The 26,069-nt window shown below is 71.8% G+C and carries 30 protein-coding genes; 14 read left to right on the forward strand and 16 right to left on the reverse strand.

From position 1 onward, the window contains the following. Positions 1-5 precede the first annotated feature (5 nt). From nuoH to VB738_RS00275, 4 genes are all read right to left on the reverse strand, one after another. On the reverse strand, positions 6-1,157 hold the full coding sequence (gene nuoH / locus VB738_RS00260) for an NADH-quinone oxidoreductase subunit NuoH (RefSeq protein ID WP_323303824.1): 1,152 nt from the start codon (positions 1,155-1,157) through the stop codon (positions 6-8). 51 nt (positions 1,158-1,208) lie between these two features. Next, the gene (locus VB738_RS00265; RefSeq protein WP_323303825.1) at positions 1,209-2,426 is read right to left on the reverse strand and encodes a citrate synthase; all 1,218 of its coding nucleotides are present in this window, start codon (positions 2,424-2,426) and stop codon (positions 1,209-1,211) included. A gap of 68 nt (positions 2,427-2,494) precedes the next feature. Then, the gene (gene sixA, locus VB738_RS00270) at positions 2,495-3,025 is read right to left on the reverse strand and encodes a phosphohistidine phosphatase SixA (RefSeq protein WP_323303826.1); all 531 of its coding nucleotides are present in this window, start codon (positions 3,023-3,025) and stop codon (positions 2,495-2,497) included. 2 nt (positions 3,026-3,027) lie between these two features. Further along, the gene (locus tag VB738_RS00275; RefSeq protein WP_323303827.1) at positions 3,028-4,629 is read right to left on the reverse strand and encodes a DUF3352 domain-containing protein; all 1,602 of its coding nucleotides are present in this window, start codon (positions 4,627-4,629) and stop codon (positions 3,028-3,030) included. A gap of 54 nt (positions 4,630-4,683) precedes the next feature. Between VB738_RS00275 and VB738_RS00280 the strand changes: the two genes are divergently transcribed. From VB738_RS00280 to VB738_RS00290, 3 genes are all read left to right on the forward strand, one after another. Continuing rightward, positions 4,684-5,046 (forward strand): rhodanese-like domain-containing protein, encoded by a 363-nt coding sequence (locus VB738_RS00280; protein WP_323303828.1) that lies wholly within the window; start codon positions 4,684-4,686, stop codon positions 5,044-5,046. An 80-nt stretch (positions 5,047-5,126) separates the two neighbouring features. Further along, positions 5,127-6,137, forward strand: coding sequence for an HrcA family transcriptional regulator (locus VB738_RS00285; RefSeq protein ID WP_323303829.1), 1,011 nt, complete (start codon positions 5,127-5,129; stop codon positions 6,135-6,137). Next, on the forward strand, positions 6,137-6,922 hold the full coding sequence (locus VB738_RS00290) for a 20S proteasome subunit A/B (protein WP_323303830.1): 786 nt from the start codon (positions 6,137-6,139) through the stop codon (positions 6,920-6,922). The genes VB738_RS00285 and VB738_RS00290 overlap by 1 nt, the downstream gene beginning before the upstream one ends. Before the next feature lie 30 nt (positions 6,923-6,952). Here the strand turns inward: VB738_RS00290 and trpB are convergent, their stop codons facing one another. Then, on the reverse strand, positions 6,953-8,212 hold the full coding sequence (gene trpB / locus VB738_RS00295; RefSeq protein ID WP_323303831.1) for a tryptophan synthase subunit beta: 1,260 nt from the start codon (positions 8,210-8,212) through the stop codon (positions 6,953-6,955). Positions 8,213-8,347: 135 nt separating this feature from the next. Between trpB and VB738_RS00300 the strand changes: the two genes are divergently transcribed. The 3 genes from VB738_RS00300 to cysC are packed head-to-tail and all read left to right on the forward strand — an operon-like array spanning position 8,348 to position 10,345. Next, positions 8,348-9,358, forward strand: coding sequence for a phytanoyl-CoA dioxygenase family protein (locus VB738_RS00300; protein WP_323303832.1), 1,011 nt, complete (start codon positions 8,348-8,350; stop codon positions 9,356-9,358). Then, positions 9,351-9,674: a translation initiation factor gene (locus VB738_RS00305; protein ID WP_323303833.1), complete on the forward strand. Its 324-nt coding sequence runs from the start codon at positions 9,351-9,353 to the stop codon at positions 9,672-9,674. Before VB738_RS00300 ends, VB738_RS00305 begins: the two co-directional genes overlap by 8 nt. Positions 9,675-9,718: 44 nt before the next feature. After that, on the forward strand, positions 9,719-10,345 hold the full coding sequence (cysC, locus tag VB738_RS00310; RefSeq protein ID WP_323304383.1) for an adenylyl-sulfate kinase: 627 nt from the start codon (positions 9,719-9,721) through the stop codon (positions 10,343-10,345). Here the strand turns inward: cysC and VB738_RS00315 are convergent. Next, complete coding sequence (locus tag VB738_RS00315) at positions 10,320-11,420, reverse strand: AI-2E family transporter (protein ID WP_323303834.1); 1,101 nt, start codon at positions 11,418-11,420, stop codon at positions 10,320-10,322. The genes cysC and VB738_RS00315 overlap by 26 nt on opposite strands. 79 nt (positions 11,421-11,499) lie before the next feature. Then, positions 11,500-12,057: a 5-(carboxyamino)imidazole ribonucleotide mutase gene (gene purE, locus VB738_RS00320; RefSeq protein ID WP_323303835.1), complete on the reverse strand. Its 558-nt coding sequence runs from the start codon at positions 12,055-12,057 to the stop codon at positions 11,500-11,502. Between the two features lie 48 nt (positions 12,058-12,105). On the opposite strand from purE, the gene VB738_RS00325 reads away from it, so the two are divergent. Together VB738_RS00325 and bchM are read left to right on the forward strand one after the other, a co-directional pair. Continuing rightward, a complete protein-coding gene (locus VB738_RS00325; RefSeq protein WP_323304384.1) occupies positions 12,106-13,320 on the forward strand; it encodes an N-acetylglucosamine-6-phosphate deacetylase in 1,215 nt (404 codons plus the stop codon). 31 nt (positions 13,321-13,351) lie between these two features. Beyond that, a complete protein-coding gene (gene bchM, locus VB738_RS00330; RefSeq protein ID WP_323303836.1) occupies positions 13,352-14,092 on the forward strand; it encodes a magnesium protoporphyrin IX methyltransferase in 741 nt (246 codons plus the stop codon). Positions 14,093-14,245: 153 nt separating this feature from the next. Here the strand turns inward: bchM and VB738_RS00335 are convergent, their stop codons facing one another. From VB738_RS00335 to VB738_RS00345, 3 genes are read right to left on the reverse strand one after another with little or no spacing between them, the layout of a single operon-like run. Continuing rightward, a complete protein-coding gene (locus VB738_RS00335) occupies positions 14,246-15,247 on the reverse strand; it encodes a pseudouridine synthase (protein ID WP_416233143.1) in 1,002 nt (333 codons plus the stop codon). 25 nt (positions 15,248-15,272) lie between these two features. Then, entirely contained in the window at positions 15,273-16,067 is a 795-nt protein-coding gene (locus VB738_RS00340) for a response regulator transcription factor (RefSeq protein ID WP_323303838.1), read from the reverse strand. A gap of 9 nt (positions 16,068-16,076) precedes the next feature. After that, the gene (locus tag VB738_RS00345; RefSeq protein WP_323303839.1) at positions 16,077-16,640 is read right to left on the reverse strand and encodes a hypothetical protein; all 564 of its coding nucleotides are present in this window, start codon (positions 16,638-16,640) and stop codon (positions 16,077-16,079) included. 6 nt (positions 16,641-16,646) lie between these two features. Between VB738_RS00345 and VB738_RS00350 the strand changes: the two genes are divergently transcribed. Further along, complete coding sequence (locus tag VB738_RS00350) at positions 16,647-17,789, forward strand: cysteine desulfurase family protein (RefSeq protein ID WP_323303840.1); 1,143 nt, start codon at positions 16,647-16,649, stop codon at positions 17,787-17,789. Positions 17,790-17,814: 25 nt separating this feature from the next. Beyond that, positions 17,815-18,648: a hypothetical protein gene (locus VB738_RS00355; protein ID WP_323303841.1), complete on the forward strand. Its 834-nt coding sequence runs from the start codon at positions 17,815-17,817 to the stop codon at positions 18,646-18,648. A gap of 6 nt (positions 18,649-18,654) precedes the next feature. Here VB738_RS00355 and VB738_RS00360 read toward each other — a convergent pair whose 3' ends face one another. Together VB738_RS00360 and rsmH are read right to left on the reverse strand one after the other, a co-directional pair. After that, complete coding sequence (locus VB738_RS00360; RefSeq protein ID WP_323303842.1) at positions 18,655-19,239, reverse strand: DUF456 family protein; 585 nt, start codon at positions 19,237-19,239, stop codon at positions 18,655-18,657. Between the two features lie 10 nt (positions 19,240-19,249). Then, complete coding sequence (gene rsmH / locus VB738_RS00365) at positions 19,250-20,164, reverse strand: 16S rRNA (cytosine(1402)-N(4))-methyltransferase RsmH (RefSeq protein WP_323303843.1); 915 nt, start codon at positions 20,162-20,164, stop codon at positions 19,250-19,252. Positions 20,165-20,207: 43 nt separating this feature from the next. Here rsmH and VB738_RS00370 point away from each other — a divergent pair, with 43 nt between their 5' ends. The 3 genes from VB738_RS00370 to VB738_RS00380 all read left to right on the forward strand — a co-directional run bounded on the left by VB738_RS00370 (position 20,208) and on the right by VB738_RS00380 (position 23,022). Continuing rightward, entirely contained in the window at positions 20,208-21,392 is a 1,185-nt protein-coding gene (locus VB738_RS00370; protein WP_015110378.1) for an NAD(P)H-quinone oxidoreductase subunit H, read from the forward strand. Next, positions 21,389-21,802 (forward strand): DUF2752 domain-containing protein, encoded by a 414-nt coding sequence (locus tag VB738_RS00375; protein ID WP_323303844.1) that lies wholly within the window; start codon positions 21,389-21,391, stop codon positions 21,800-21,802. Before VB738_RS00370 ends, VB738_RS00375 begins: the two co-directional genes overlap by 4 nt. 116 nt (positions 21,803-21,918) lie before the next feature. Further along, on the forward strand, positions 21,919-23,022 hold the full coding sequence (locus VB738_RS00380; protein ID WP_323303845.1) for a fatty acid desaturase family protein: 1,104 nt from the start codon (positions 21,919-21,921) through the stop codon (positions 23,020-23,022). Here VB738_RS00380 and VB738_RS00385 read toward each other — a convergent pair. After that, positions 23,015-23,704: a hypothetical protein gene (locus VB738_RS00385; protein ID WP_323303846.1), complete on the reverse strand. Its 690-nt coding sequence runs from the start codon at positions 23,702-23,704 to the stop codon at positions 23,015-23,017. The two genes, VB738_RS00380 and VB738_RS00385, sit on opposite strands and share 8 nt — an antisense overlap. 128 nt (positions 23,705-23,832) lie before the next feature. On the opposite strand from VB738_RS00385, the gene VB738_RS00390 reads away from it, so the two are divergent. Further along, on the forward strand, positions 23,833-24,276 hold the full coding sequence (locus VB738_RS00390; RefSeq protein WP_323303847.1) for a thioesterase family protein: 444 nt from the start codon (positions 23,833-23,835) through the stop codon (positions 24,274-24,276). Here the strand turns inward: VB738_RS00390 and VB738_RS00395 are convergent. From VB738_RS00395 to VB738_RS00405, 3 genes are read right to left on the reverse strand one after another with little or no spacing between them, the layout of a single operon-like run. Continuing rightward, entirely contained in the window at positions 24,273-24,464 is a 192-nt protein-coding gene (locus VB738_RS00395; RefSeq protein ID WP_094587400.1) for a hypothetical protein, read from the reverse strand. The genes VB738_RS00390 and VB738_RS00395 overlap by 4 nt on opposite strands. After that, positions 24,464-24,730, reverse strand: coding sequence for a TM2 domain-containing protein (locus VB738_RS00400; RefSeq protein WP_094587399.1), 267 nt, complete (start codon positions 24,728-24,730; stop codon positions 24,464-24,466). The genes VB738_RS00395 and VB738_RS00400 overlap by 1 nt, the downstream gene beginning before the upstream one ends. Positions 24,731-24,746: 16 nt before the next feature. Beyond that, positions 24,747-26,000: an AMP-binding protein gene (locus VB738_RS00405; protein WP_323303848.1), complete on the reverse strand. Its 1,254-nt coding sequence runs from the start codon at positions 25,998-26,000 to the stop codon at positions 24,747-24,749. Positions 26,001-26,069: the final 69 nt, after the last annotated feature.

Below are 26,069 nucleotides of genomic sequence, written 5' to 3' on the forward strand. Positions count from 1 at the left end.
ACGGTTCAGCCGCCGAAGGCGACCGGGAAGGCCAGCTTGAGGCCAGCAGTGACCAGCAGGTTGACCAAGGCGATGGGAAGGAGGAACTTCCAGCCCAGGTCGAGCAGCTGGTCGATCCGAACGCGCGGGGTGGTCCAGCGCAGCAGAATCGCGAAGAACACCAGCAGGTAGGCCTTGAGGATCGTGCTGACGATGCCGATCGAGCCGGTGACCACCTGGACCAGGGGGGCATCGGGGGAGACGCCGAGCCAGCCCGTGATCCACTCGACGGGCACAGGGAAGCTCCAGCCGCCCAGGTAGAGCACCGACACCAGCAGGGCCGAGAGCACCAGATTGATGTAGCTGCCCAGGTAGAAGAGGGCGAACTTCATGCCGGAATATTCGGTCTGGTAGCCGGCCACCAGCTCCTCCTCGGCCTCCGGAAGGTCGAAGGGCAGGCGCTCGCACTCCGCCAGGGCACAGATCCAGAAGACCACGAAGCCGACGGGCTGGCGCCAGATGTTCCAGCTGAAAATGCCGGCCCCGGTCTGTTGGGCGACGATGTCAACGGTGCTCAGGGAGTTGCTCATCATCACCACCGCCAGCACCGCCAGGGCCAGGGGGATCTCGTAGCTGATCGACTGGGCCGCCGCCCGCAGCCCGCCCAGCAGGGAGTACTTGTTGTTGCTTGAGTACCCACTCATCAGCAGGCCGATGGGCTGGATGCTGCTCAGGGCGATCCAGAGGAAGATGCCCACCCCGACGTTGCTGATCAGGAGGTTCTGGCCGAAGGGCACCACCAGCCAGGACAGGATCACCGGCACCACCACCAGCACCGGGCCGAGGCTGAACAGCAGGGCATCGGCCCGGGCCGGGATGATGTCCTCCTTGAACACCAGCTTGAGACCATCGGCCAGGGGCTGCAGCACCCCCAGGGCGCCGGCGTACTCAGGACCGATGCGCTGCTGCACCGCCGCCGAGATCTTGCGCTCGAGCCAGACGCTCACGAGCACCCCGACCACGGCCCCCACCAGCACCAGGACCATGGGCAGGGGCAGCCACAGCAGGCGGGCCGCACCGGGGGTGAGGCCCATGGCCTGGGCGAGGTCGAGGAAGCTCGACTGGAGGTCGAGACCGGGGGGAGCGATGGCGGCTCCCAGCAGGCCAGTGGACAGCATCAGAGAACTCCGTTGGAAGGGAACCTAGGGGGGAACGGGTCAGCCAGTGACTCAGCCAGGAACCGGACGGCTTTCCAGGGGGAGCCAGCCCCGCTCGGCGGGGCCGGTGTAGATCTGGGAGGGACGGTAGATGCGGTTGGCACCCAGTTGTTCCTTCCAGTGGGCCAGCCATCCTGCCGTACGGGCGATGGCGAAGATGGGGGTGAACAGGTCGCGGGGAATACCCAGCTTCCGGTAGACGAGACCGGAGTAGAAGTCGACGTTCGGGTAAATGCCCTTCGGCCCCAGCCGCCGGCCGGCCACCTCCTCCAGCTTGAGGGCGACGTCGTACATGGCGTCGTGGCCGAAACGCTGGAAGAGCTCCTCCGCCAGGCCCTGCAGGATCACGGCCCGGGGGTCCTTGACCCGGTACTCGCGGTGGCCGAAACCCATGATCTTCTGCTTCTGGGCGATGGCCCTCTCGAGCCAGGGTTCCACCTGATCGATGCTGCCGATCTGGTCGAGCATGTCGAGCACATCCTCGTTGGCGCCGCCATGCAGGGGGCCGGCCAGGGTGCCCACCGCCGAAGCCACCACCGCGTAGGGGTCGGTGAGGGTGCTGGCCGTGACGCGGGCACTGAAGGTGCTGGCGTTGAGGCTGTGCTCGGCGTGCAGGATCAGGCAGGCATCGAAGATCCGCGCCGCCAGGGGATCGGGCTCCCGCTCGGTGAGCATGTAGAGGAAGTTGGCCGAGTAGGCCAGGTCGTCCCGGGGCTGGATCGGGTCCTGGCCCTTCCGGATCAGCTGGAAGGCCGCCACCATCGTCGGGATCTTGGCGATCAACCGCACCACCGCATCAACGATGTACTGGGGGTCGTAGAGGGCGCGGCGGGAATAGAAGAGACCCAGGGAGGCCGCACTGGCCTGAAGGGCATCCATCGGATGGCCCGTGGCCGGGAAGCACTTCATCATGTCCCGGATGCGGAAGCTGAGCCGCCGGTGCATCTGCACCTCCTGCTCGAACTCACGCAGCTGGAAGATGGTGGGCAGCTCCCCCCAGATCAGCAGGTAGGCGGTTTCCAGAAAGCTGCTGTGGCTCGCCAGCTGCTCGATCGGGTAGCCCCGGTAGGTGAGCAGGCCCCGCTGGCCCTCGATGTCGCACACCGCCGACTGGGTGGCCGGCACCCCCTCGAGACCGGGGCGGTAGGTGGGCGGGGCCGCCGCCGGGGGCGATGGGGGGGGTGGGGTGCCCTGAGGGTCGTTGGCCTCTGGGGTGCTCACCGCCGCCATACCGAATCCTGTGGATGGGATGAACTTAGGCGCAGGAACCGGCTGCTGCCGTAGCGCCGGCTGCCGGCTCAGGGGCGGGGCAGCCAGAGCTTGGGCCGCACCAGCCAGTCCAGACGGGCGGTTCCGGCCAGCACCCCCCCGGCCGGAACCACGGGCAGACGCAGCAGGGCCAGGCCCGCCTTACGCACGGCGATGGCGCCGGGGGGCGCCCCCAGGAGGCGGGCCGCCAGCAGCCCCAGGTCCGGTTCATGGCCCACCAGCAACAGCCGGCAGGGCGCCGCCGCGCCCCCCTCCGCCTGGCTCAGCCAGGCCGGCAGCAGGGGCAGGGGATCACCCCCCGGCTCCAGGGCCTGGGCGAGCTCCAGGGCCCCGGCCAGCCCGGCTTCGCAGGCGATCTCTGCGGTCTGCCGGGCCCGGGCCAGGGGGCTGGAGAGCAGACGATCGGCCCGCAGCCCCAGGCTGGCGGCCCGCTCCAGTACGGCCCGCGTGCGGGTCCGGCCGGCGGTGGTGAGTTCCCGCTCGGCATCGACGCGGTCGGGGTGGCGCTCCTCGGCGATGCCATGGCGCAGCAGCAGCAGTTCCCAGGCCGGAGACGCCATGGTCAGGAGTCCCCGAAGTCGAGACGCGCGTCCACCGCCAGCACCCCGGACTCTCCCGTCAAGGCAAGAGCCAGGCCCGCCACCGGGTCGCTGAGCGGACCGCCGGCCAGGGCGCTGAGGCGCTGCCAAGGCTGCCAGGAGGCCAGCAGGTCGCGGGCCAGCGGACCATCGAGGGCCCACTGCAGGGCCGCGCCTGGGGCGCCCAGCGCCTCCAGCGGGTCCTGAGGGCGTGCAACGCCTTTCGGCCCGGGGCCGTCGAGGCTCTCCAGCTGCCCCAGGGACGCTCCCCACCAGGCCTGGTCGCCCCGTTGCCAGCGCCAGCCCAGCAGGGGCGCCTGCAACTGCTCGGCCCGGTTGTCGCGACGGCCGGCGCCGGCCCGCAGCCGCGTCCAGACCAGCAGCGAATGGCCCTCCACTTCCAGGGGAGCGGCGATCAGGCCATCGGCCGCCAGGGAGGCTTCGACGGCCGCCACCGCCGGGCGATCGGCCCCGGTGCCGAGCAGCCAGCGGTCGCCGCTGGCGGCGGCCAGCAGGGGGCCCCCGTCGGTCCCCACCACAAGGGATGGCAGGGGTCCGGCCGCCCCCGCCATGCGCGTGAGCAGCGGCTGCAGCAGGGGAATCGCGGCGATGGCGGCGGGGTCCTGGACCAGGGCAAGGCTGGCGGAGGGGCGGTGCAGGGCACCCCGCAGGGCCCGGCCCAGGTCGCCGTCGGCCCCGACCTCCGGCAGCGTCGTCTGCGACGGCAGCTCCAGCAGGCCCGAGAGCCGCAGGCTGCGGCCGTCGGGCCGCAGGGCCAGCAGCAATCCGCCGGGCCGCTGGTCGGCCGGGGCCGGCAGCGGCAGCCCCAGCCAGCGCTCCAGGGCGTCCGGGGCCGCCTGCACCAGGGCGGCCCCGGTGCCCAGCCGCCGCAGCCCCTCCTGGAAGCCGGGCTGGCCGGCCTGGTTGAGCTCGTCGATCTGGGAGACGTCGAGGGCCTGCTCCAGCACCCCCCGTCCCGAGGCGATCAGGACGAGGTCGTCATCCACCAGGGCCGTGGCCAGGGGCATCGGCGTCCGGCCCAGCAGGGCTCCCCGGCCGCTGATCAGACCCAGGCCCCGGTAGGTGCTGATCTGGAGATCCGTGCCCGCCAGGCTGCGGGTCTGCCAGAAACGCTGCAGAAAACGGCGGGCGCCGCCGTTATCCCGGCTGCCCAGCACCAGCAGCCAGCCCCCGCGCCGGGTGGCCCCCGCCGAGCCGGCGTCCGCCTCAAACAGGGCCAGGCCCACCGGTGACGCCAGCCAGGAGCTCAGCTCCGTGCCGTAGTCGAGGCCGGCCGCGGCGAAGGCCCCGTCCCGCAGGCGGCCGACCGCCTCCGCCGCCTGGCGGCGCCGGCGGGGAGGGGCGACGGCACGGGCGTAGTCGAGGGGCTGCTCGCCGTCGCTGAACAGGTGGAGGCTGAAGGGGGCGTCCCGGGGCACGAACCGGGCCGCCCGCGGCGCCACCAGCGGCAGCCGCTGGAGCCGCAGGGCACTGCGCTGCCACACCAGCCACCAGCCACCGAGCCCCAGACCGAACACCGCCAGCACCAGGGCCAGCAGCACCGCCAGGAATGGGCGGGCCTTCATCTGTTCTCAGCAGGATGGGACCATCCTGACGCCACCCCTCCTCCGACGCCCACCATGGACGAGCCGACCGCCCCGGGCACCCCCCGCACCCTCTCCGCCGTGGAGCTGCAGCGGCGCCTGGCGGAAGGAGAACCGCTCCGGATCGTGGACGTGCGCGAGGACCGGGAGCTGGAGGAGGCGGTCCTGCCCCACGCGGTGGTGCATCTGCCCCTGAGCCGCTCCGTGGAATGGATCCCGGATCTGGAGACCCTGCTCGACCGGCAACAGCCCGTGGTGGTGCTCTGCCATGCGGGCATCCGCAGCTGGCACTTCGCCTGCTGGCTGATCCAGGAGCAGGGCTACGTCGAGGTCTGGAACCTGCAGGGGGGCATCGACGCCTGGAGCCGGGAGGTGGATCCCCGGGTTCCCCGTTACTGAACCCCCGTGCCGGGCGGAGGGCGGGTCCGTCGCACCTAGGATGAAGGTTCTGTTTATCTTTTCAACTTTTCCCCCATTCCTTGGACACGCTGCCGCGCCGACAACAGGAGGTCCTTCGGGCCACGGTGCGGCACTACGTGGACACCGTCGAACCCGTGGGCAGCAGCACACTGGTGCGCCGTTTCGCTCTGCCGGCCAGTCCGGCCACGGTGCGCACGGCCATGGGAGCCCTTGAGCAGCGCGGCCTGCTGACCCAGCCCCACACCTCCGCCGGCCGGATCCCCAGCCAACGCGGTTATCGCCTCTACGTCGATCAGCTGCTGCCGGCCCCGGGGGCCGCCGCCCTGCAGCTGGAGCGTGAGCTGGCCGGGATCAGCCTGCAGTGGGCCGCCCTCGATGATCTGCTGCTGCACCTGGCCCGCCGCCTGGCCGATCTCACCGGCCTGCTCAGCCTGATCACCCGCCCCCAGCGGCCCAGTCCCCTGCTGCAGGCGGTGCGGCTCGTACCCAGCGGCGACCGGCTCCTGGTGTTTCTCGTCCAGGGGCCCGACTTCAGCACCAGCCTCAATCTGCGCCTCGGTGCCGGCCTGGAGGAGGAACTGCCCATCCTGGAGCGCTGGAGCAACCAGCAGCTCCGCGACGGCGGCACCGGAAGCATCCCCTGGGATCGACTGCCGGCGGAACTGCGCCGCAGCGGCGGCCTGCTGCGCCAGGCCCTCGACAGCCACGGCCGCATCCGCAGCGAGGAACTCGACGCCGTGGTGGCGGCCGGCCTGGGCGGGCTGTTGGCCCAGCCCGAGTTCCGCCAGAGTTCAAGTCTGCTGCCCGTGGTGCAGCTGGTGGAGCATGGCCCCCGGGCCCTGCTCGGGATCACCGGCGACCAGGATGCGGTCGCGACCGAAGCGATCTGGATCGGCACGGAGCATCCCCATGCGGCCCTCGGCCAGTGCTCGGTGGTGCAGGCCACTTACCGCACGGGGCACGGCGGCCGCGGCCAGGTGGGCCTGGTGGGTCCGATGCGGATGGCCTACGCCACTGCCCGCGCCGCGGTCCAGTCGGTGGCGTCGATCCTGGAGAGGCTGCTGAGCTGATGACCTACTGCCTCGGCTTCCTTCTCCACAGCGGCCTGGTGCTCGCCTCCGACTCCCGCACCAACGCGGGGGTCGACTACATCTCGAGCTACAGCAAGATGCACGTGCTGGCGCCGGCTGCCGACCGGCTGTTCGTGCTGATGGCGGCGGGCAATCTGGGCACCACCCAGGCGGTGCTCAATCGGATCCGCCGGGACATCGAGAACCACGGCGCCGGCCCCAGCCCCCAGTGGACGCGCCAGGACGACCCCCCGGCTGGGCCGAGCATGCTCACCGCCCGCTACCTGTTCGAGGTGGCCGACTACATCGGCCGTCTCAACGTGATGGTCCAGAAGGAGTTCAACCCCAACCTGCGCCAGGCGGGCGCCAGCGGCGAGGCCAGTTTCATCCTCGGCGGCCAGATCGCCGGCCAGCCCCATGGTCTCTACATGATCTATCCCCAGGGGAACGCGATCATGGCCACCGATGACACGCCCTTCCTGCAGATCGGCGAAACCAAGTACGGCAAGCCTCCCCTCGATTACATCGGCCGCCCCGACCTCTCCCTGGAGGATGCGGCGCGGCTCTGCCTGGTGTCGGAGATCGTCACCCGGCGCTCCAACCTCACCGTGGGGCCTCCCTTCGAGATCGCCATGGTCCCGCGTGACGGCTTCAAGGTGACCCGGCACCTGAAGCTCGAAAAGGACGCTCCCGAGATCCAGCACACCATGGACGTCTGGGCCCGCCACATGCAGGAGGGGCTCAACAAGCTGCCCCGTTTCCCCTGGGAGCACGACCCCCTCTGAACCCCGAACCTGGGAACCGTGGCTGGAGACCTATCCAGCCAATCCGTCGCCCAGCTTCTCCGCCACCGTGTTGACGTCCTTGTCGCCGCGGCCGGAGAGGTTGAGCACCACTTCGGTGCCGGGCGCGAGGGTGGGGCAGAGGGTCTCCAGCCAGGCGAAGGCGTGGGCCGTCTCCAGTGCCGGGATGATCCCCTCCAGTTCGCTCACGCGCTGCAGGGCGGCCAGGGCCTGGGCATCGGTGACGGCGGCGTACTCGGCCCGGCCGATCTGGCGCAGGTAGCTGTGCTCCGGGCCCACGCCGGGGTAGTCGAGGCCGGCGCTGATCGAGTGGGCCTCCTGCACCTGGCCTTCGTCGTCCTGCAGCAGCAGGCTCATGGCGCCGTGCAGCACGCCCACCCGGCCTTCGGTGATGGTGGCGGCATGGCGACCGGTGGCCACACCCTCGCCGGCCGCCTCCACCCCGATCAGGCGCACGGAGGCGTCCTCGACGAAGGGATGGAACAGCCCCATGGCGTTGGAGCCGCCGCCCACGCAGGCGATCAGGACATCCGGCAGCCGGCCGAAGGCCTCCAGGCACTGGGTCCGGGCTTCCTGGCCGATCACGGCATGGAAATCCCGCACCAGCATCGGATAGGGGTGCGGGCCGGCCACCGAGCCGAGGATGTAGTGGGTGCTCTCCACGTTGGTGACCCAGTCGCGGATGGCTTCGCTGGTGGCGTCCTTGAGGGTGGCGGTGCCGGCGGTGACCGGCTGGACCGTGGCCCCCAGGAGCCGCATCCGGAACACGTTCAGGGCCTGGCGGCGCATGTCCTCGGCGCCCATGTAGATGACGCACTCCAGTCCGAAGCGGGCGCAGACCGTGGCCGTGGCCACGCCGTGCTGACCGGCGCCAGTTTCGGCGATGATCCGCTTCTTGCCCATCCGCAGCGCCAGCAGGGCCTGGCCCAGGGCGTTGTTGATCTTGTGGGCACCGGTGTGGTTGAGGTCCTCGCGCTTGAGCCACAGGCGCGGACCCCCCTCGGGCCGGCGGTAGTGCTCGCTGAGCCGCTCGGCCTCATAGAGGGGGGTGGGCCGGCCGACGTAGGTGCGCAGCAGGTGGTCCAGCCGGGCGGTGAAAGCGGGATCGGCCCAGGCCTCGGCGGCGGCCACCTCCAGCTCCGCCAGGGCGGGCATCAGGGTCTCGGGGACGTACTGCCCGCCGAAGGGGCCGAAACGGCCCAGGCCATCCGGGCGGACCGACGGCTGCAGCTCGGCAGGATCGGCGCTGCGGGTTGGGGCGGTGCTGGTCACCGGCGCTGCGCGAGAGGAGATAATTCACCTTAGGGAGCCGCCACCCGGGGCGGCAGCGGCGGAGGGGCTACCGGGCGCCACCGGAGAACCCTCCGCTGGAACGGCTGCCGACCGAGTCGCCCACGAACGCCAGAGATGCTTCCCGCCGACTACCTCACCTCCCTGCCTCTGGCGGAACGCCTGTATCGACACCAGCCGGATCTGGCCGGCCGGATCTATTCGCCCCCCGTGCTCGATTTCCTGCGCGATGGTGTGGTGATCCTTCCGCAGGTGCTGGACTCCGAGCTCCTCGATCGGATGGACCGCGACCTCGAGGCCCTGCCGGCACTGGCCCGCACCTCCCTGCTGCACGGCATGATCGGCATCGATGGCAAGGCGGAGCATTACGAAGCCCGGGTGCTGCGCAATCTGTCGCTGCTCGGCATCAGCGATCTTCGCGAGGCCGCCCCGGGACTGAAGCTCAACGACCTGCACCGCTACTTCGAGGCGGCCCGTTCGCTGGCTTTCGCCGATCCCATCATCCATTTCCTTGATGAACTGTTCGGATCGGCGCCGGGGCTGATCCAGACGCTCACCTTCTGGAAGAGCAGTGAGCAGTCCCTGCACCAGGACTTCTCCTACGTCCACCACCACAGCCGCCTGGGCCATCTGGCCGCCGCCTGGATCCCCCTGGAGGACATCAGCGATCAGGCCGGACCGCTCGTCTACTACAAGGGCTCCCATCGTCTGGCCAGCGATCAGTTCTACAACTGGGGAGGAGGTGGGATCCTGGCCAGTCGCGACAGCGACCCCCGGACGGCGGAAGGGTACGGCCGGTACCTGGAGGCCCTGATCGACGCCCAGGGCTGGACCCCGAGCATCTACCTGCCCCGGCGCGGCGATGTGCTGATCTGGCACGGGGCCCTGATCCACGGCGGCAGCCCGATGGGCGACCCCGCCCTCACCCGTCGCTCCTACGTCTGTCACTACACGGCCGCCGCCGGCCACAAGGCCCTGGCCCGGCACCGTGTCGGTGACGGCTACGACTTCTCCGAACCGCCCACCCTGCCCGAGACGATGCGCCCCAGATCCCTGCCCTCCCGGCTGGTCGCCGCCGCCGGCCGCCGCCTCAAGGGACTGATCACAGCGGGAGCCACCCATGGCTAAGGGGGGCTGGAGGGAGTTCAGCGGGCCCGAGAGCCTGCGGCGGCCCGAGGCCGCGTCGGCTCCGGCCCCCAGGGGGCTCCAGACGGTACGGGTGCAGCGCACCCGGGCGGGCAAGGGCGGGAAGCTGGTCACCACCATCACCGGCCTGGAGACCCCCGAGGCCGAGGCGTGGCAACTGCTCAAGCGGCTCAAGGCCACCGCCGGCACCGGCGGCACCCTCAAGGACGGGGTGATCGAACTGCAGGGGGACCATGTGGCGGCGGCCCTGGCCGCCCTGGAAAAGGACGGCTACCGGCCGAAGCAGGCGGGGGGGTAGGGGAGAATGCGGCCCGAAGCCCCCGCCCCGTTTCCGTGTCCGAGATGACCTCGCCGGCCAAGGCCACCAACATCGTCTGGCACCACTCCACCGTGACCCGTGCCGCCCGGGCCCACCAGCGGGGCCACCGCAGCGCCATCCTCTGGTTCACGGGCCTGTCGGGGGCGGGGAAGAGCACCCTGGCCAATGCGGTCAACTCGGCCCTGTTCGAGCAGGGGCTCGCCTGCTACGTGCTCGATGGCGACAACGTCCGCCATGGGCTCTGCAGCGATCTGGGCTTCTCCGACGCCGATCGCGAGGAGAACATCCGCCGAATCGGAGAAGTGGCCAAGCTGTTCCTGGATGCCGGGGTGGTGGTGCTGACCGCCTTCGTCTCCCCGTTCCGGGCCGACCGCCAGCGGGCCCGCGCCTTGGTGGAGGACGGCGACTTCCTCGAGATTCACTGCGCCGCCGACCTGGCGGTCTGCGAGCAGCGGGACACCAAGGGGCTCTACGCCAAGGCCCGGGCCGGCGAGATCCGGGAGTTCACCGGCATCTCCAGCCCCTATGAGGCCCCCGAGGCCCCCGAGCTGCGGGTGGCCACCGGGGAGCAGAGCCTCGAGGACTCGGTGGCCCAGGTGATGGCCGAACTGGAGCGGCGCGGCATCATTCCGGCTCCGGCAGAGGCCTGAACGACCCCGGTTCGGGCCACTCCCTTCGCAGGCGCAGGGCCCAGGCATCGAGGAAGGTCTTGGCGCAGCTGGCCACCGGCACCGCCAGCAGCAGGCCCAGCAGTTCCCCCAGCCCCATCAGCGCCCCCAGCCGGGCGCCGATCGGCAGGCTGATCAGCAGCCAGGCCGGCTGCAGCCCCACGATCGACCCCATCAGCCTCGGCTGGATCACCTGGTCGACCACCTGGCCGACGGTGATCGCCACCGCCAGCACCTCCAGCCCGGTGCGCGGATCCTGCAGGGCCAGCAGCACGCTCACCCCCACGATCGTGAGGGCGCTGGCGTAGGGGATCAGGGTGGTGAAGCCGATCGCCACCGCGAACAGCACGCCATAGGGAATCCCCAGCAGGGTGAACACCAGGCTCTGGGCACCGCTGAGGATCAGGGCGAGCACCACCTGGCCGGCGAAGTAGCCCCGGAAGGTGCGGTCCAGGGTGCTGAGCACCAGGGAACGGGTGCCGGCGGGCAGCCACTCCACCAGCCCCCTGGCGATCCCCTCGCCCCCCAGCAGCAGGAACACCGCCAGCACCAGCACGATCACCGTGTTGACGGTGACCCCGACGGTGGCGCCCAGGATCCCCAGCACCTGCTGGCTCAGCTGGGAGGCGATCTTGCTGGTGCGGGTGATCAGATCGCTGCTGAGCCCGCCGAAATCGGTGGGCAGTCCCCGCTCGGTGGCCCAGCGCTGCAGCTGCCCCAGCAGCGTCTCCCCCTGCGCCAGCCAGCTGGGCAGGGCCAGCACCAGGTCGCCGAGCTGCTCCACCAGGCGCGGCACCAGCACCAGGGCCGCCAGCACCACCGCCGAGAGGCTCAGCCCCAGCACCAGCAGCAGGGCCAGGGCCCGCGGCAGCCCCCGCTGGATCAGCCAGCGGCTGGGGATGTCGAGCAGGAAGGCCAGCAGGGCGGCCGTCAGGAACAGGGCCGGGAACGGCGCCAGGGGCACCAGCAACTGGCGCAGCACCCAGAGGTTGAGCACCAACAGGGGCAGGGCCAGGGAGAACCGCAGCCAGGGGGGGAGGACCAGCCGCTCGAGCATCAGCGGGAGCGGGGCCAGGCCCCGGAGGATCGACGATCGCCGACCAGCTTGGCCTGCCGGGTCGGCGGCGGCCAGCGCCTCATCCCTGGCCCATCGCCGCCAGGTAGGCGGCACTGCCGAGGGTCTGCAGGCGCGCATCCTTGGCCACCACCTGGTCATGCAGGCCCCGGCGGTAGGCCTCCAGGGCCTGTGCGAGCACCGGATCGGCGATCGCCAGCATGGCGGCCGCCAGCAGACCGGCGTTGAGGCCGCCGCCGATCGCCACCGTGGCCACCGGGATCCCCGCCGGCATCTGCACGATCGAATGGAGGGAGTCCACCCCGGAGAGGGCCTGGCTGCGGACGGGCACACCGATCACCGGCAGCATCGAGAAGGCCGCCACCATGCCGGGCAGGTGGGCCGCGCCGCCGGCCCCGGCGATGATCACCCGCAGGCCCCGGGACGCGGCCGCCTCGGCGAACTCCGCCATTTCCCGCGGCGTGCGGTGGGCCGAGAGCACACGCACCTCGCTGGCCACCCCCAGCTGCTCCAGGATCCGCACGGCCGGCTCCAGCGTCGGCAGATCGGAATCGCTGCCCATGACGATCGCCACCCGGGGCGGGGGTGTGGAAGCGGACGGGGCGGCTTCGGGATCCATGGGGCGGGGGCGGCGAGGATGGCATTGTCCCGTCCCGCCGCTGCCCGGATGCGCTGGCTGACCAACCTGCGACTGGCGGGCGATGACCCGGCCCGGGCCGAGGCGGGCTGGCGCTGGCGGGTCGGTGTCGATGACGACGGCCGGATCGCCCGGGTGCGGCCGACGACGCCGGGCAGCCGGGCCGCCGGCGAGGACTGGGGAGGCGACTGGCTGTCCCCGGGGGGCGTGGACCTGCAGATCAACGGCGGCCTGGGGCTGGCCTTCCCCGAACTGACCTCGGGCGACCTGCCCCGCCTGGAGGCGTTGCTGGAACTGCTGTGGAGGGATGGGGTCGACGCCATCTGTCCCACCCTGGTGACCTGCGCCCCGGAGGCCCTGCGCCGGGCCCTGGCGGTGCTGGCCGAGGTCCGCCGTCGGCACAGGCCCGGGCGCTGCCGGCTGCTGGGCGCCCACCTGGAAGGGCCGTTCCTGGCGCCGGAACGGCGCGGCGCCCACCCGGCCCAGCACCTGCAGGCCCCCAGCCGGGCGGCCCTTGAGCGGCTGATCGCCGGCTTCGCGGGCGGGCCCGAAGCCGATGTCGCCCTGGTGACCCTGGCCCCGGAGCTGGAGGGGGCTGCCGAGGTGATCGCAGCGCTGCGGACCGCCGGCGTGGTGGTGTGCCTGGGCCACAGTGGCGCCAACGCGGCCCAGGCTCGGCGGGCCTTCGCCCAGGGGGTGGGGATGCTCACCCACAGCTTCAATGCCATGGCCGGCCTGCACCACCGCGCCCCGGGACCGGTCGGGGAGGCCCTGCTGGAGGTGGCGGTGACCCTGGGGCTGATCGCCGACGGCGTCCACGTGGACCCCACCATGGCCGTGCTCCTGCAGCGGCTGGCGCCCCAGCGGGTGGTGATCGTCAGTGATGCCCTGGCCCCCTACGGACTGGCCGACGGCCACCACCGCTGGGACGAGCGCGTCCTGCTGGTGGAGGACGGCAGCTGCCGGCTGGAGGACGGCACTCTGGCCGGGGTGACCCTGCCGCTGCTGGAGGGGGTGCGGCGGCTGGCCGGCTGGGGCGGCCTGGTGCCGGCCTCGATCGCCGCGGCCACCCTGGCCCCGCGGCGCCTGCTGGGGGAGCGGCAGCCCCTGGAGCAGCTGCTGCTGGGGCGGCCCCTGGCGGACACCCTGCGCTGGAGCACGGCGGCGGATGGGCGCCTGGGCTGGCGGCGCCCCGAGGCGATGGCCGGTGGATCCGCGGCGGTGCCCCTGGCCCCACCTCCCTAGGATCCGGCCCACCTGAACGGCCCTGCGCCCCATGCCCCCGGAACTGCCAACCCCCGCGCCCACCGAGGCACAGGCTGAGACGCAGGCCGAGAAGGCCGAGGTGCAGGCCTATTTCGAGAGCACCGGCTTCGATCGCTGGAACCGCATCTACAGCGACAGCGAGGAGGTGAACCGGGTCCAGCGCAACATCCGCCTCGGCCACCAGAAGACCGTGGACGCGGTGCTGGCCTGGCTGCAGCAGCAGGGCGACCTGGCCAGCCGCAGCTTCTGCGATGCCGGCTGTGGCGTCGGCAGCCTCAGCCTGCCCCTGGCGGCCCTCGGGGCCGGCGCGATCGCCGCCAGCGATCTCTCCGCGGCGATGGTGGCCGAGGCCAGCCGCCGGGCCAGCGAGGCCGGTCTCGCTTCGGAGCGGCTGACCTTCACGGTTTCCGACCTGGAGAGCCTCCAGGGCCGTTACGACACGGTGATCTGCCTGGACGTCTTCATCCACTACCCCCAGGCGGCCGCCGAAGCGATGGTGCGGCACCTGGCGGCCATGGCCGAGCGGCAGCTGATCGTCAGCTTCGCCCCCTACACGCCGCTGCTGGCGGTGCTCAAACAGATCGGCCAGCTGTTCCCCGGGCCCAGCAAGACCACCCGCGCCTACACCCTGCGGGAGGACGGCATCGTGGCGGCGGCCGCCGCCGCGGGCTTCCGCCCCGTGCACCGCAGCCTCAACCAGGCGCCGTTCTACTTCTCCCGGCTGATCGCCTTCGAGCGCACCCCGGCCTGATCAGCGGGCTGGTCAGCACGGGAAGCGGTGTTGCCGGGCCTTTCCTGATTCTGTACAGCCTGTACAGGAACGGGGCAACCAGCCGAGTGGGGCAACCAGCCATGCAATGGCCACACCGTTAAGCAGGCCAGTTCAGCAGCTCAGATCTGCGGCTCAGCCGCCCTGGGGCTCCACCGCCATGGCCAGACCCTCGGCCGGTGGGGCCTCCAGCTCCAGGACCGACCCGTCCGGCGGCTGCAGCCGCAGCCAGCGGGCCTGGAGCCGGTAGCCGCCCTCGCCAGGCAACCCCCCGGGCCGGGCCCGCCCGCCCGGCAGATAGAGGGGATCCCCCCGCAGCGGCGCCCCGATGGCGGCGCAGTGGATGCGGATCTGATGGGGCCGTCCGCTGACGATCGCCACCTCGACCAGATCGGCCTCGCTGCCGCTCTCCAGCAGGGTCAGCCGGCTGCGGGCCGGCAGGGCGGCCGGGTCGCCGGCCTCGGCCGCGCACCAGATCACCCCGAGCGGCGGATGGAGCCGCCGACCGATCGCCGTGGTGATCAACAGGCTCTCCCCGGTCGGCAGCGCCAGACGGCCCGGCTCCAGCAGGGCCCGGTAGAGCTTGCGGCAGGGCGGGGGCCCGCCGCCGTCGCAGGCCAGCGAGCCCGTGCTCTCCCGCAGCTGGGCGCTCAGCCAGGCGCGGGTGGCCGGCCGGCGGGCGCACACCAGCAGGCCGGAGGTGAAGCGCCCCAGGCGGTGCACCGGCCGCGGAACGCCGGCGGGGTCGCCGCCATGGCGGCGCTCCAGCAGCCGCAGCACCGTGTGCTCCAGGAAGCCGCCCGCCGGCAGCACGGGCAGGCCGCTGGGCTTGTCGATCACCAGCAGATCGCCGTCGTCGTGGATCACGTCCCAGTGGGCCGGCACGGCGGACTCCGGCCAGGGGGGACGCCGCCAGACGAGCTGATCCCCGTCGGCGAGGACCGCGTCGGCCCGCAGCGGCACCCCATGGCGGCTGATCTCACCGGCCGCCAGACGCCGTTCCCACTCCTGTGCGCTGGAGTGGCCGTAACGCCCGGCATAGAAGGCCACCACCCCCAGGCCGGCCCCGGCGGGGGGGATGCGGTCGCGGTAGGCCCAGCCGCCGTTGGGGCGGGAGGGAAGCCAGCCCGGCGGCAGCGTCAGGGGTGGGAATGGGTGGGGCTCAATCCACCAGCCCGTGCTCGAGGGAGAAGCGCACCAGCTCGGTGCGGCTGGCGGTGCCGGTCTTGATGAACAGCCGGCTGACGTACTTCTCGACGTTGCGGATCGACGTCTCCAACCGGCGGGCGATCTCCTTGTTCATCATCCCCTCGGCCACCAGCTGCAGCACGCTCGCCTCGCGGGGGGTGAAGTCGAGCTTGACGTCGGAGACGGGCTTGCGGGTGCTGCCGCCGCTGCCGGAACCGCCGCCGCCGCCGCCCAGCATCGAGCGGATCTCGGTGATCTGGCGGGCCATGGCGCCGATGTCGGCGTCGGCGAAGCGGGCCGCCTCCGCCAGCAGCCGCTCCTGGCGACGCACCACGTTGCGCACCCGGGCCACCAGTTCGTCCGGATCGAACGGTTTGGGAATGTAGTCGTCGGCGCCGGCCTGGAAGCCGGCGATGCGATCGGCTGTCATGCCCTTGGCGGTGAGGAAGATCACCGGTGTGCCGCCGAGCCGCTCGTCGGCCCGCAGACGCTTCAGCAGGCCGTAGCCGTCGCAGCGGGGCATCATCACGTCAGTGATGACGACGTCGGGCATCTGGGCCTGGGCCGCCGTCCAGCCCTCTTCGCCGTCATTGGCGGTGGTGACGGCGAAACCCTCGTCCTCCAGGTAGGCCTTGACCGCCGTGCGCAGTCCGGGTTCGTCATCGACCAGCAGCAGCCGCACCGGGGTGCTGACGGCGGCATCGGCCCCCTCCGGCGGCCCGGACGGCTCGGAGATGGGACCGGCGGCGGCGGAGGGTTCCTGGCTCATGGGGGAAATCTATCGACCGGGACCGAGCACCACCTGTTCCCGTTCGGGCAGGAAGCCGCTGTAGCCCAGCTGGCGGGCCACCGGACCGAGGCTGGCGGGATCCCGGCCGGCCTGTTCGGGCACGCACACCGCCCACCACATCAGGTGATCGAGGCGGTTGGCCGGGGTGATCACCCCGCCGGGATTGAGCTCGCGGATGATCAGGCGGCGGGAGCTGCCGGTGATCCGCAGCGGGGCGGTGACGCTGCAGCCGATCTTGTCGGTGGCGACGGTCACCCGGTCGTCGAGCTCCTCCCAGACCTGCACCCGCCACATCCCCGGCTGGGCGGGCTCGGCCACCAGGCCGTAGATGCCCACCACTTCCCGGCCCCGGTGGGTGACCCGGTCCAGCAGCACCTTGAAGCCCTTGGGCCGGCTCTCCTCGTTGCTGCGGGACTCGCCCTGGGCGGCCGCCGGGCGGGGCAGGGCCAGGGACCAGGCCAGCGCCAGCGGCGACACCGCCAGGAAGGCCGTGGCGAGCACGGCCCCCGGGCGGAGGGGACGGGCACCGCAGGGGCGGGGACGAATCAGCATGGCCCCATGCTGACGTACCTCGACCACCACGCGAGCACCCCGTGCGATCCGGCGGTGGTGGCGGCCATGGCGCCCTGGTGGACGGAGAACGCCGCCAACCCCTCCAGCCGGCTGCACCGGCCGTCCCTGGAGGCGGGCGCGGCGGTGGACATCGCCCGTATCCGGGTGGCCGGAGCTCTGGGCGCGGCCGACGATGCGGTGATCTTCACCAGCGGCGCCACCGAAGCCAACAACCTGGCCCTGCGCGGGGTGGCCGAGGCCGCCCTGGAGCGGGGGGACCCTCGCCGCCGGCTGGTGACGCTGGCCACCGAACACCGGGCTGTGCTGGAGCCGCTGGCCTGGCTGGAGCGCCATGGGTTCCCCCTCACCGTGCTGCCCGTGGAGGCCAATGGCCTGGTGGACCCCGACCGGCTGGCGGCGTCCCTGGGGCCCGACACCCTGCTGCTGTCGGTGATGGCAGCCAACAACGAGATCGGCGTGCTGCAGCCCCTGGCCGCCATCGGCGCCCTCTGCCGCCAGCGGGGCGTGCTGTTCCACTGCGACGCCGCCCAGGCGGTGGGCCACGTCCCCCTTCCCATGGCCGACCTCGGTATCGACCTGCTCAGCCTCAGCGGCCACAAGCTCTACGGACCCAAGGGGGTGGGGGCTCTGCTGCGGCGCCCGGGGGTGCCCCTGGCCCCCCAGCAGCTCGGCGGCGGCCAGGAGGGCGGGCTGCGGGGCGGCACCCTGCCGGTGCCCCTGATCGTGGGCCTCGGCGCGGCCGTTGCGGGCGCCGTGGCCGACCGGGAGGAACGGGCCGCACGGCTCGGGACCCTGCGGGACCGGCTGTGGGAGGAGCTGACGGCCCTGGGCGGGGTGCGCCGCAACGGCCACCCGCTCCAGTGCCTGCCGCACAGCCTCAACATCAGCGTCGAGGGGGTGGACGGCACCCGCCTGCACCGCCAGCTGCGCCGGGTTCTGGCGGTGAGCAGCGGTTCGGCCTGCAGCCAGGGCAGCCCCTCCCACGTGCTGGCCGCCCTCGGCCTCGACCGCCGCGCCGCCGGCGCCGCGATCCGCTTCGGCCTGGGCCGGGACACCACGGCAGCCGACATCGACGTCGCCGTGGCGGCGGTGGGCGAGGCGGTGGCGACGTTGCGGATGCCTGTCTAACTTTCGGGTCTGCGCCCCACCCCAGATGTCCACACCCGGCGGTCGGCAGGGGCCCCGGCTCAACTTCGGTGATGCGCTCCAGGAGGGCTGGCGGGCCTTCAGCCGCAGCCCGGGGCCCTTCGTGGGCTTCCCTCTGCTGGTGATCGCCCTGCAGTTCCTGATCCAGCCGCTCCAGAGCCGCATCAGCAACGGCGGCGTGCCCTCCAGCGACCCCCTCGACTGGGTGCTGTACCTGATCGGACTGACCGGGAACCTGCTGCTCAATCTCTGGTGCGCCATCGGGCTGGTGCGTGGCGCCGGCAGCGCCCTGCAGGGCGGCCACCCCTCCCTGGGGCAGCTGATGCGCTGGGACGGGGAGGTGTTCGGTCGGCTGCTGCGGGCCTGGCTGCTGCTGGCGGCCATGGTGGCCGTGCCCCTGCTCGGCCTGCTGCTGGTGGTGGGCGGCCCCCTGGCGCTGCTGGGGATCTACGCCGACCAGCTCGTGCCGTTCAGCCGCACCCTGGTGGAGGTTCTGGGGCTGAGCCTGGCGGTGGTGTTCGCGCTGCTCCTGGGGGTGCTGCTGCTGGGGGTGATCTATCTGGCGATCAACCAGAGCTTCCTCACCCAGATCGTGCTGTTCGAACGCGCCGGCTCCCGCACCGCGGTGCAGCGCGGAAGAGACCTGGTGGATCCCAGCTGGCTGATGGTGCTCCTGCTCACCCTGATCGAGGGTCTGCTGGTGCTCCTGGGCCTGCTGGCCTGCCTGGTGGGAGCCTTCGTGGCCTGGCCCCTGGTGGTGTGCATCGCTACGGCGGCCTACCGCCAGCTGGCGCTGGCCGGCGGCCGCCCCGATCCCCTGCCGCCCCTCCCCGGGCGCTGAGGCATCTCAGCCGGCGGCCCCATGGGCCAACGGGCCCACCGTCAGCAGCACGAAGCCCAGCACCCCCAGCAGGGCCAGCAGCAGCTGGGCCAGCCGACTCACGAGCATCCCGGCCACCACCGCCAGGCCCACCAGCAGGGAGCGGCGCAACCGGCCCAGGCCGGGCGGGCCGAGGGACGGCGGGGCGGTGATCAGCTCACCCAGGCTGGCCCCCAGCAGCGGGCCCACCAGGGCCCCCAGCAGGGGCCCGCCCACCGGCAGGGCCGGCAACAGCCCCAGCAGGCCCACCACCAGCCCCACGCCGGCTCCGACGTAACTCCAGCGGGTGGCCTGCATCCGGGCGGGACCGAGCAGCAGACCCAGGGCCTCGGCCCCCCAGCCCAGGAGCAGCAGCACCACGGCCAGCACCAGAGCCGGCCAGCCGGAGCCCCAGCCGACGGCCCAGCACCAGAGCAGGGCACCCAGGGGCAGCAGGGTCAGGCCCGGCGCCACCGGCAGCACGGTCCCGGGAATCGCCAGGGACTGGATCAGCAGGGCGATCCACCAGAGCAGATCGGCGCGGTCAAGGCTGGGCAGGTGGGCCGGGGTCATGGCAAACGGCTCAGGCCACGCGGCGGGCCACCCGCAGCTTGGCGGAGCGGCTGCGGGGGTTGGCCTGCTCCTCCTCTTCGCTCGCCACCAGCGGCTTGCGGGTGAGCCGCTCCAGGCGGGGGTCACTGAGGAAGGCGGTCTTGACGCGCCGGTCCTCGAGGGAGTGGAAGCTGATCACCGCCAGCAGCCCGCCCGGCACCAGCCAGCCGGGGGCCCGATCCAGCAGACGGTCGAGGGCGCCGAGCTCGTCATTGACGGCGATCCGCAGGGCCTGGAAGGTGCGGGTGGCGGGGTGGATCCGGCCGTGGCGCGCCTTGGGGGGGAAACAGCCGGCCACGGCATAGGCCAGATCGGCCGTGGTGCGGCCGCTGTCGGCCCAGGGGCGTTCGGCCACCAGGCGCCGGGCGATGCGGCGCGACAGCCGCTCCTCGCCGTAGCCGTGGATCAGATCCGCCAGCGCCGACTCCTCCAGCCGGTCGATCAGCTCGGCGGCGGTCTCACCGGCGTCAGGGTCCATGCGCATGTCCAGGGGGCCGGGGGCGCGGAAGCTGAAGCCCCGGCTGGGCTCGTCCAGCTGGGGGCTGCTGACCCCGAGATCGGCCAGCACACCCACCAGGGGGGCGGGCGGGATGAAATCGGCGAAGTTGGCCGCCTCGATCCGGGTGCGATCGCCGAAGGGGGCGAGGCGCTCGGCGGCCGCGGCGCGGGCGGCGGGGTCCCGGTCGAGGCCGATCAGGCGCAGAGCGGGGTGGGCCGCCAGGAGCAGCGAGCTGTGGCCGCCCCCGCCGAGGGTGCAGTCGAGCAGCAGCGCCTCCCCGGCATCGGCAGCCCCGTCAGCGACGCCGGCCGGTTGTCCAGGCAACCCGGAAAAGGCCGCGAGCACCGAATCGGCCAGAACCGGGAGATGGGCGAACGAAACGGCCATCTCACCTTCCTAAGATCCCGTGACTCCGTTCCTTGCGAAGGGCATGACCCAGCTCGAGACCCGCACCGAGCCGATGGTGGTCAATTTCGGCCCCCATCACCCGTCGATGCACGGGGTGCTGCGGCTCGTGGTGACCCTCGACGGCGAGGACGTGATCGACTGCGAGCCGGTGATCGGCTATCTCCACCGCGGCATGGAGAAGATCGCCGAGAACCGCACCAACGTGATGTTCGTGCCCTACGTGAGCCGCTGGGACTACGCGGCGGGCATGTTCAACGAAGCGATCACGGTGAATGCTCCGGAAAAGCTGGCCGATGTGCCGGTACCGAAACGCGCCAGCTACATCCGGGTGCTGATGCTGGAGCTCAACCGCATCGCCAACCACCTCCTCTGGCTCGGCCCCTTCCTCGCCGACGTGGGCGCCCAGACACCCTTCTTCTACATCTTCCGGGAGCGGGAGATGATCTACGACCTGTGGGAGGCGGCCACCGGCCAGCGGCTGATCAACAACAACTACTTCCGCATCGGCGGGGTGGCCGTGGATCTTCCCTATGGCTGGCTGGAGAAGTGCGCCGACTTCTGCGACTGGTTCGGACCCAAGATCGACGAGTACGAGAAACTGATCACCAACAACCCCATCTTCCGCAAGCGGATCGAGGGGCTTGGGGTGATCGGCAGGGAGCAGGCGATCAACTGGAGCCTCTCCGGTCCGATGCTGCGGGCCTCTGGCGTGCCCTGGGATCTGCGCAAGGTGGATCACTACGAGTGCTACGACGACTTCGAATGGTCGGTGGCCTGGGAGAAGGAGGGCGACTGCTACGCCCGCTACCGGGTGCGGATCGAGGAGATGCGCCAGTCGCTGAAGATCCTGCGCCAGGCCATCACCATGATTCCCGGCGGCCCCACCGAGAACCTGGAAGCCCGGCGGATGGCCGAAGGCAAGAAGAGCGAGTGGTACGGCTTCGACTACCAGTACGTCGCCAAAAAGGTGGCGCCCACCTTCAAGATTCCCGATGGCGAGCTCTACTGCCGGGTGGAATCGGGCAAGGGTGAACTGGGGGTGTTCATCATGGGCAACAACGACGTCACCCCCTGGCGCTGGAAGATCCGCGCTGCCGATTTCAACAACCTGCAGATCCTGCCCCACATCCTCAAGGGGGCCAAGGTGGCCGACATCATGGCGATCCTGGGCTCGATCGACGTGATCATGGGATCGGTGGATCGGTGAGCACGGCCGGCCGGCGCTGGATCCGCCGGCTCGCGCGCTGCGGCCCCCTCCTGCCCCTGGGGGCCACCGGCCTGCTGGTGCTCAAGGGCCTGCATCCGGGTCTGCCCGGCCTCAGCTGCCCGTTGCGGGCCCTCACCGGCATCCCCTGCCCCACCTGCTACCTGACCCGGGCCACGGCGGCGAGCCTGGTCGGTCGCTTCGACGACGCGGTGGTCCTGCATGCCTTCGGGCCCGTGGTCGCGGCCGGCCTGGTGGTCTGGTCGCTGGCGGCCCTGCGCACCGGCCGGCTGGTGCCCCGGGTCCTGCGGGGACGGCACCTGGTGCTTGTGGGGGTTCTGCTGCTGCTCTACTGGGCCGGGCGGATGGGGCTGACCTACGGCATCGGCCTGCAGGCCTTCCCGCTCAGCTGAGCAACCGGCACTGGCCATGGGGCCGTCCTTGGGCAGCGCGGCGGGGCGACGGGGCCCCCTAGCGTGCAGCCCGGTCGGCCCTCCCTCCTTGCTCCCCGGGCCGCCCAAGGAACTGCTTGCCCCATCCGTCCGGCACCCTCGCCCCCGCTGACCCCCAGAACCTGATTGCCCAGCCCGACTACGCCCGAGCGCTCCGCCCCCTGTTGCCGGACGAGGCCTTCACGCCCGATCGGGCCACCCCCATCGTTCTCGGCCTGAATGGGGCGATCCTGCTGCTGGGCTGGGCCATGGCCCGCCAGCTCGACGCCAGCCACTGGCAGGGCCTGCTGATCTTTCTGCCCTTCGCCCTGGTGATGGGCAATGCCGTGGTGGTGCTGCTCTTCGCCACCCACGATGTGATGCACAGCAAGGCGATCCGTCAGCCCCAGCTGCGTCAGGCCGTTCAGCTGCTTGGCCTGGCGCTGCTGTGGATGCCGCCCACGCTGTGGAAAGCCGTCCACAACAGGGAGCATCACGGCAAGACGAACTCGGCCCAGGACCCGGACCGCAACTACACCCTCGAGCAACCGCCCAGCTGGGGCAAGTGGATCCAGAACCTCTTCGTCCCCTCTCTGGAAGTCCACCCCTTCTGGCTGTGGGTGGGAATGACGTCGGCCTGGGGTGTGCATGCCTTCCGCAACCTGACTTCGGTGCTGCTGTTCAACGACGGATCCACCCGTTACCCGGTGGTCTCCTTCCAGGTGAGCAGCCGCGAGCGGCGCCGGATCGCGCTTGAGCTGGCCGCCGTGGTGCTGGTCCACGTGGCCATCATCGGCTTCATCGGCCTGCGGCCAGTGCCGTTGCTGCTGGGCTATTTCCTGCCGATCTGGATCGGCTACAGCGTCGTGATTGCCTACATCTACACCAATCACATGGCCTGCCAGATCACCGAGACAAACGACCCCCTGATCAACAGCATCTCACTGAAGATGCCAGGCATCGTCGACACACTCCACCTCAACTTCTCCTACCACACCGAACACCACATCTTTCCCGGGATGAATCCGGCCTACTACCCCCAGGTGCGGGCCCTGCTGCTGGAGCACTACCCCGAACGCTTCAATCTCCTGGGCGCCCGCGAAGCCTGGCGGCTGCTGATGCAGACCCCTCGCCATTACGTCGATGCCACCACCTTCGCCAGCAGCTGCGGCACCATCACCCGACCCTGCCCCCTCAGCTGATCACGCCGCGGTGATAGGCGGCGTTCTGGATGTAGAAGGTGGCCACCGGCACCGCCACCAGCGAGGCCAGGCCGCAGGTGAAGAGCGACACCACCAGCACCAGCAGCCAGGCCAGCAGCTCGATGCCGGCGAAGACGCGGCCCTGGGGGGAGCCGTAGACCGCCTGGAACGAGGAGGAGAAGGCGTCGAGGATGGGACTGTCGGTGAGGAAGATCTTGTTCACGTAGATCGGCATCACCAGGGTGACCGCGAGGCCCGGCAGGATGCAGAGAACGAAACCGACGACGGCCACGGCTGTGAACAGCACCCCCGCCAGGAGATAGCGGACCGGCCGATGCAGGAGCACCCGCAGGGCCCCTTCGGTGTCGATGATCTCGCCGCTGGCGTAGTGCATCGCCGGGACCGCCACGAACAGCACCCCCACCAGATTGGAGAGGATCGTGAAGGGCAGCTGCACCAGGTTGCCGAGCACCGCCGCCAGGCCGGCGGCGGCCTCCGCACCGCCGCCGCCGCCGCTGGAGAGACCCACCCCCAGGGCGGTCAGGGCCAGGGAGGCCACGACGCCGATGACGGCGATGACGATCGTCACCACCCAGATCAGCAGGATGGTGGGGATGTGGGCCAGGAAGGCGGCCCAGGCCTTGGAGATGCTGGGCGGCTCGTAGGCGATCGCGGCGGCCAAGGGAAAGGGTTCGTACTGGGCGGAACCTAGGGGCGTTCCGGCACGCCAGCAACGGCATCGGACCTGCCGGGGGCAGAAGGGGGCGTCAGCATGGGTCGAGGAGCGCCCCGCCGGCGCCATGGAGCCCCATGTCCCCATCCGACCCGGCCGACTGGCTGCTGCTCTGCCGCACGGTGCGCTTCGGTGACACCGATGCCGCCGGGGTGATGCACTTCCACCAGCTGCTGCGCTGGTGCCATGAGGCCTACGAGGAAAGCCTGGAGCGGTTCGGCGTGGTGGCCGGCGAGATCTTCCCCGGGCCGGGCCGGACCCCGGTCGTGGCCCTGCCGATCGTGCATGTCAGCGCCGACTACCGGCGCCCCCTGGCCTGCGGCGATCCCCTGGCGATCGAGCTGCGGCCCCAGCAGCGCGACGGCGGCAGCTTCGAGATTCGCTACCGCTTCCTCCACAACAGCCAGGAGGCGGCCACCGGGCTAACCCGGCACGTGGCCATTGAGGCGTCCAGCCGGCGGCGGACGGACCTGCCCGCCAGCGTCCTCCAGTGGCTGGAGGCCAGCCGGACGGCCTCCTAGCGGCGGTGCATCCCGGCCCAGGCCAGGGCGGCCAGCTGCAGCGGCAGCAGCGCCGCCATCAGGGCCAGGGGGTGCAGGCCATCGTGGGGCGTGGCCGCCAGGGCCAGGAAACTGACCAGCCCACCTCCCGCCAGCAGGACGAGCGCCAGCCGTCTTGGCTTGGCCCCGGCCGGCCGGAGCACGGGCATCAGAACCACTCCCGGGTGGCGTCGATGTACTGGGCCTGGAACTCGTCGGTGGACTTGGTGAGGTAGATGACGCCTTCGATCACCCCGATGATTCCCATCACCGAAGCCCCGAAGCCGCAGGTGAGCACCGTGACCAGCAGCATGATCAGCCCGGCTTTGCTGTAGCCGAGCACGAATTTGTGGATGCCCAGCGACCCCAGGAAAATGGCCAGCAGCCCTGCCGCCAGCTTCTTGTTGCTGGTCTCGACCTGTTGGCTTTCGGTCATCGCGGCAGGGGGCGGTTCAGAAGGCTTCTAGCGAGTCCAGCCAGCGCTGCCAACGTCCCCGTTGCCATTTGCCTGCGGTGGTCGGCGCCAGCGAGGGGCAGAGGTGCCAGCTCCGGGGCCGCTCGGCCGGGGGCCAGGCGGCCGTGATGGCCTGGAGCTGCCCCAGCAGTTCCGTGCCTTCCCCCTGCCTGAACGGCCGCACCAGGGCCACCAGCCGTTCCCCCCATTCCGGATCGGGCCTGGCCAGCAGCAGCAGGGCCTCCACGTCAGCCCCGGCGCGGGCCGCCTGCTCCTGCAGCCGTTCCTCCAGCCGCTCCGGGAACACCGTCTCACCGCCGCTGTGCAGGGCGCCATCGAGGCGGCCGAGCAGCTCCAGCCCCTCGGGCCCGATCCGGCCGCCGTCACCGCTGCGCCACCAGCCGTCCGGCTGCAGCGGCAGGGGCTGCAAGCAGCCCGCCACCAGCCGGCCGGGGCTGAGGCGGGCGCAGCGCACCTCCACGGCCCCGGTGGCGCCATCGAGGCGCAGGGCCACGTCCGCCAGCGGTGCGCCGCAGCCCGGCACGCCGGCCAGGAAGCGCTGCGGCGGCAGGGCACACACCATCGCGGCGGTCTCGGTGGCGCCGTAGCAGGGGGCCAGGGGCAGGCGGGCGCGGCGGGCGGCGGTCGCCAGCGGTGCCGGCAGGGCGGCCCCGCCGACCCAGATCAGGGCGCAGCCGGCCAGCCAGGCGCTGGCCGCGGGGCTGGCCATCAGCCGGGCCAGCTGGGTGGGAACCAGGGAGAGCAGCACGGGTCGCCCGGCGGGCAGGGGACAGGCCGCGGGCAGGAGCTGCGGCCGGCGCAGCAGCGACGGGGCCAGCCAGCGCAGCTCCCCTCCCCAGCGACGGGCCCGCACCAGCGGCAGCAGACCGCTGACATGGTGCAGGGGCAAAGGGTCGAGATGGAGGCAGGCCGCCGGCTCCAGGCCCAGGCCCTCCAGCCAGGCGGCGGTGGCGTCAGCGGAGGCCTGCAGATGGGCCAGGGGCTGCAGGCACCATTGCCGGCCCCCGCTGCTGCCGCCGCTGCCCACCACCACGGCGGCCCCGAACCGTGCCAGCTCCGCCAGTTCCTCCGGGGCTCCGCCGAGGGCCGCGGCCAGCTCCCCCTGCTGCCCCGGCCCCGCCAGGGCCACCAGCCGCTGCCGTTCCCAGGCCTGCTCCAGGCGGGCCGCCGCCGCCTCGGGGTCGGCCCGGGCGGCATCGAGCAGCAGGGGCGCCCAGGGGGGATCGGCCACGCGGGGTCTCGGCGGAGCGCCACGGGCAGGTGACGCTTTCGGGCACGGTAGGGCTGGTGAGGGGCGCCA

Source organism: Cyanobium gracile UHCC 0139, assembly GCF_034931325.1.
GTDB classification, from domain to species: Bacteria; Cyanobacteriota; Cyanobacteriia; order PCC-6307; family Cyanobiaceae; genus Cyanobium; species Cyanobium gracile_B.

Bases quoted from the DNA above. Each gene is read 5' to 3' on its own strand.
- VB738_RS00300 (WP_323303832.1), top strand. From the start codon at position 8,348: ATGCTTCCCGCCGACTACCTCACCTCCCTGCCTCTGGCGGAACGCCTG.
- nuoH (WP_323303824.1), bottom strand. From the start codon at position 1,157: ATGCTGTCCACTGGCCTGCTGGGAGCCGCCATCGCTCCCCCCGGTCTC.
- VB738_RS00325 (WP_323304384.1), top strand. From the start codon at position 12,106: ATGCGCTGGCTGACCAACCTGCGACTGGCGGGCGATGACCCGGCCCGG.
- VB738_RS00340 (WP_323303838.1), bottom strand. From the start codon at position 16,067: ATGAGCCAGGAACCCTCCGCCGCCGCCGGTCCCATCTCCGAGCCGTCC.
- VB738_RS00350 (WP_323303840.1), top strand. From the start codon at position 16,647: ATGCTGACGTACCTCGACCACCACGCGAGCACCCCGTGCGATCCGGCG.
- VB738_RS00355 (WP_323303841.1), top strand. From the start codon at position 17,815: ATGTCCACACCCGGCGGTCGGCAGGGGCCCCGGCTCAACTTCGGTGAT.
- bchM (WP_323303836.1), top strand. From the start codon at position 13,352: ATGCCCCCGGAACTGCCAACCCCCGCGCCCACCGAGGCACAGGCTGAG.
- sixA (WP_323303826.1), bottom strand. From the start codon at position 3,025: ATGGCGTCTCCGGCCTGGGAACTGCTGCTGCTGCGCCATGGCATCGCC.
- VB738_RS00290 (WP_323303830.1), top strand. From the start codon at position 6,137: ATGACCTACTGCCTCGGCTTCCTTCTCCACAGCGGCCTGGTGCTCGCC.
- rsmH (WP_323303843.1), bottom strand. From the start codon at position 20,164: ATGGCCGTTTCGTTCGCCCATCTCCCGGTTCTGGCCGATTCGGTGCTC.
- VB738_RS00390 (WP_323303847.1), top strand. From the start codon at position 23,833: ATGTCCCCATCCGACCCGGCCGACTGGCTGCTGCTCTGCCGCACGGTG.
- VB738_RS00305 (WP_323303833.1), top strand. From the start codon at position 9,351: ATGGCTAAGGGGGGCTGGAGGGAGTTCAGCGGGCCCGAGAGCCTGCGG.
- VB738_RS00345 (WP_323303839.1), bottom strand. From the start codon at position 16,640: ATGCTGATTCGTCCCCGCCCCTGCGGTGCCCGTCCCCTCCGCCCGGGG.
- VB738_RS00395 (WP_094587400.1), bottom strand. From the start codon at position 24,464: ATGCCCGTGCTCCGGCCGGCCGGGGCCAAGCCAAGACGGCTGGCGCTC.
- VB738_RS00370 (WP_015110378.1), top strand. From the start codon at position 20,208: ATGACCCAGCTCGAGACCCGCACCGAGCCGATGGTGGTCAATTTCGGC.
- VB738_RS00275 (WP_323303827.1), bottom strand. From the start codon at position 4,629: ATGAAGGCCCGCCCATTCCTGGCGGTGCTGCTGGCCCTGGTGCTGGCG.
- VB738_RS00315 (WP_323303834.1), bottom strand. From the start codon at position 11,420: ATGCTCGAGCGGCTGGTCCTCCCCCCCTGGCTGCGGTTCTCCCTGGCC.
- VB738_RS00360 (WP_323303842.1), bottom strand. From the start codon at position 19,239: ATGACCCCGGCCCACCTGCCCAGCCTTGACCGCGCCGATCTGCTCTGG.
- VB738_RS00400 (WP_094587399.1), bottom strand. From the start codon at position 24,730: ATGACCGAAAGCCAACAGGTCGAGACCAGCAACAAGAAGCTGGCGGCA.
- VB738_RS00265 (WP_323303825.1), bottom strand. From the start codon at position 2,426: ATGGCGGCGGTGAGCACCCCAGAGGCCAACGACCCTCAGGGCACCCCA.
- cysC (WP_323304383.1), top strand. From the start codon at position 9,719: ATGACCTCGCCGGCCAAGGCCACCAACATCGTCTGGCACCACTCCACC.
- purE (WP_323303835.1), bottom strand. From the start codon at position 12,057: ATGGATCCCGAAGCCGCCCCGTCCGCTTCCACACCCCCGCCCCGGGTG.
- VB738_RS00280 (WP_323303828.1), top strand. From the start codon at position 4,684: ATGGACGAGCCGACCGCCCCGGGCACCCCCCGCACCCTCTCCGCCGTG.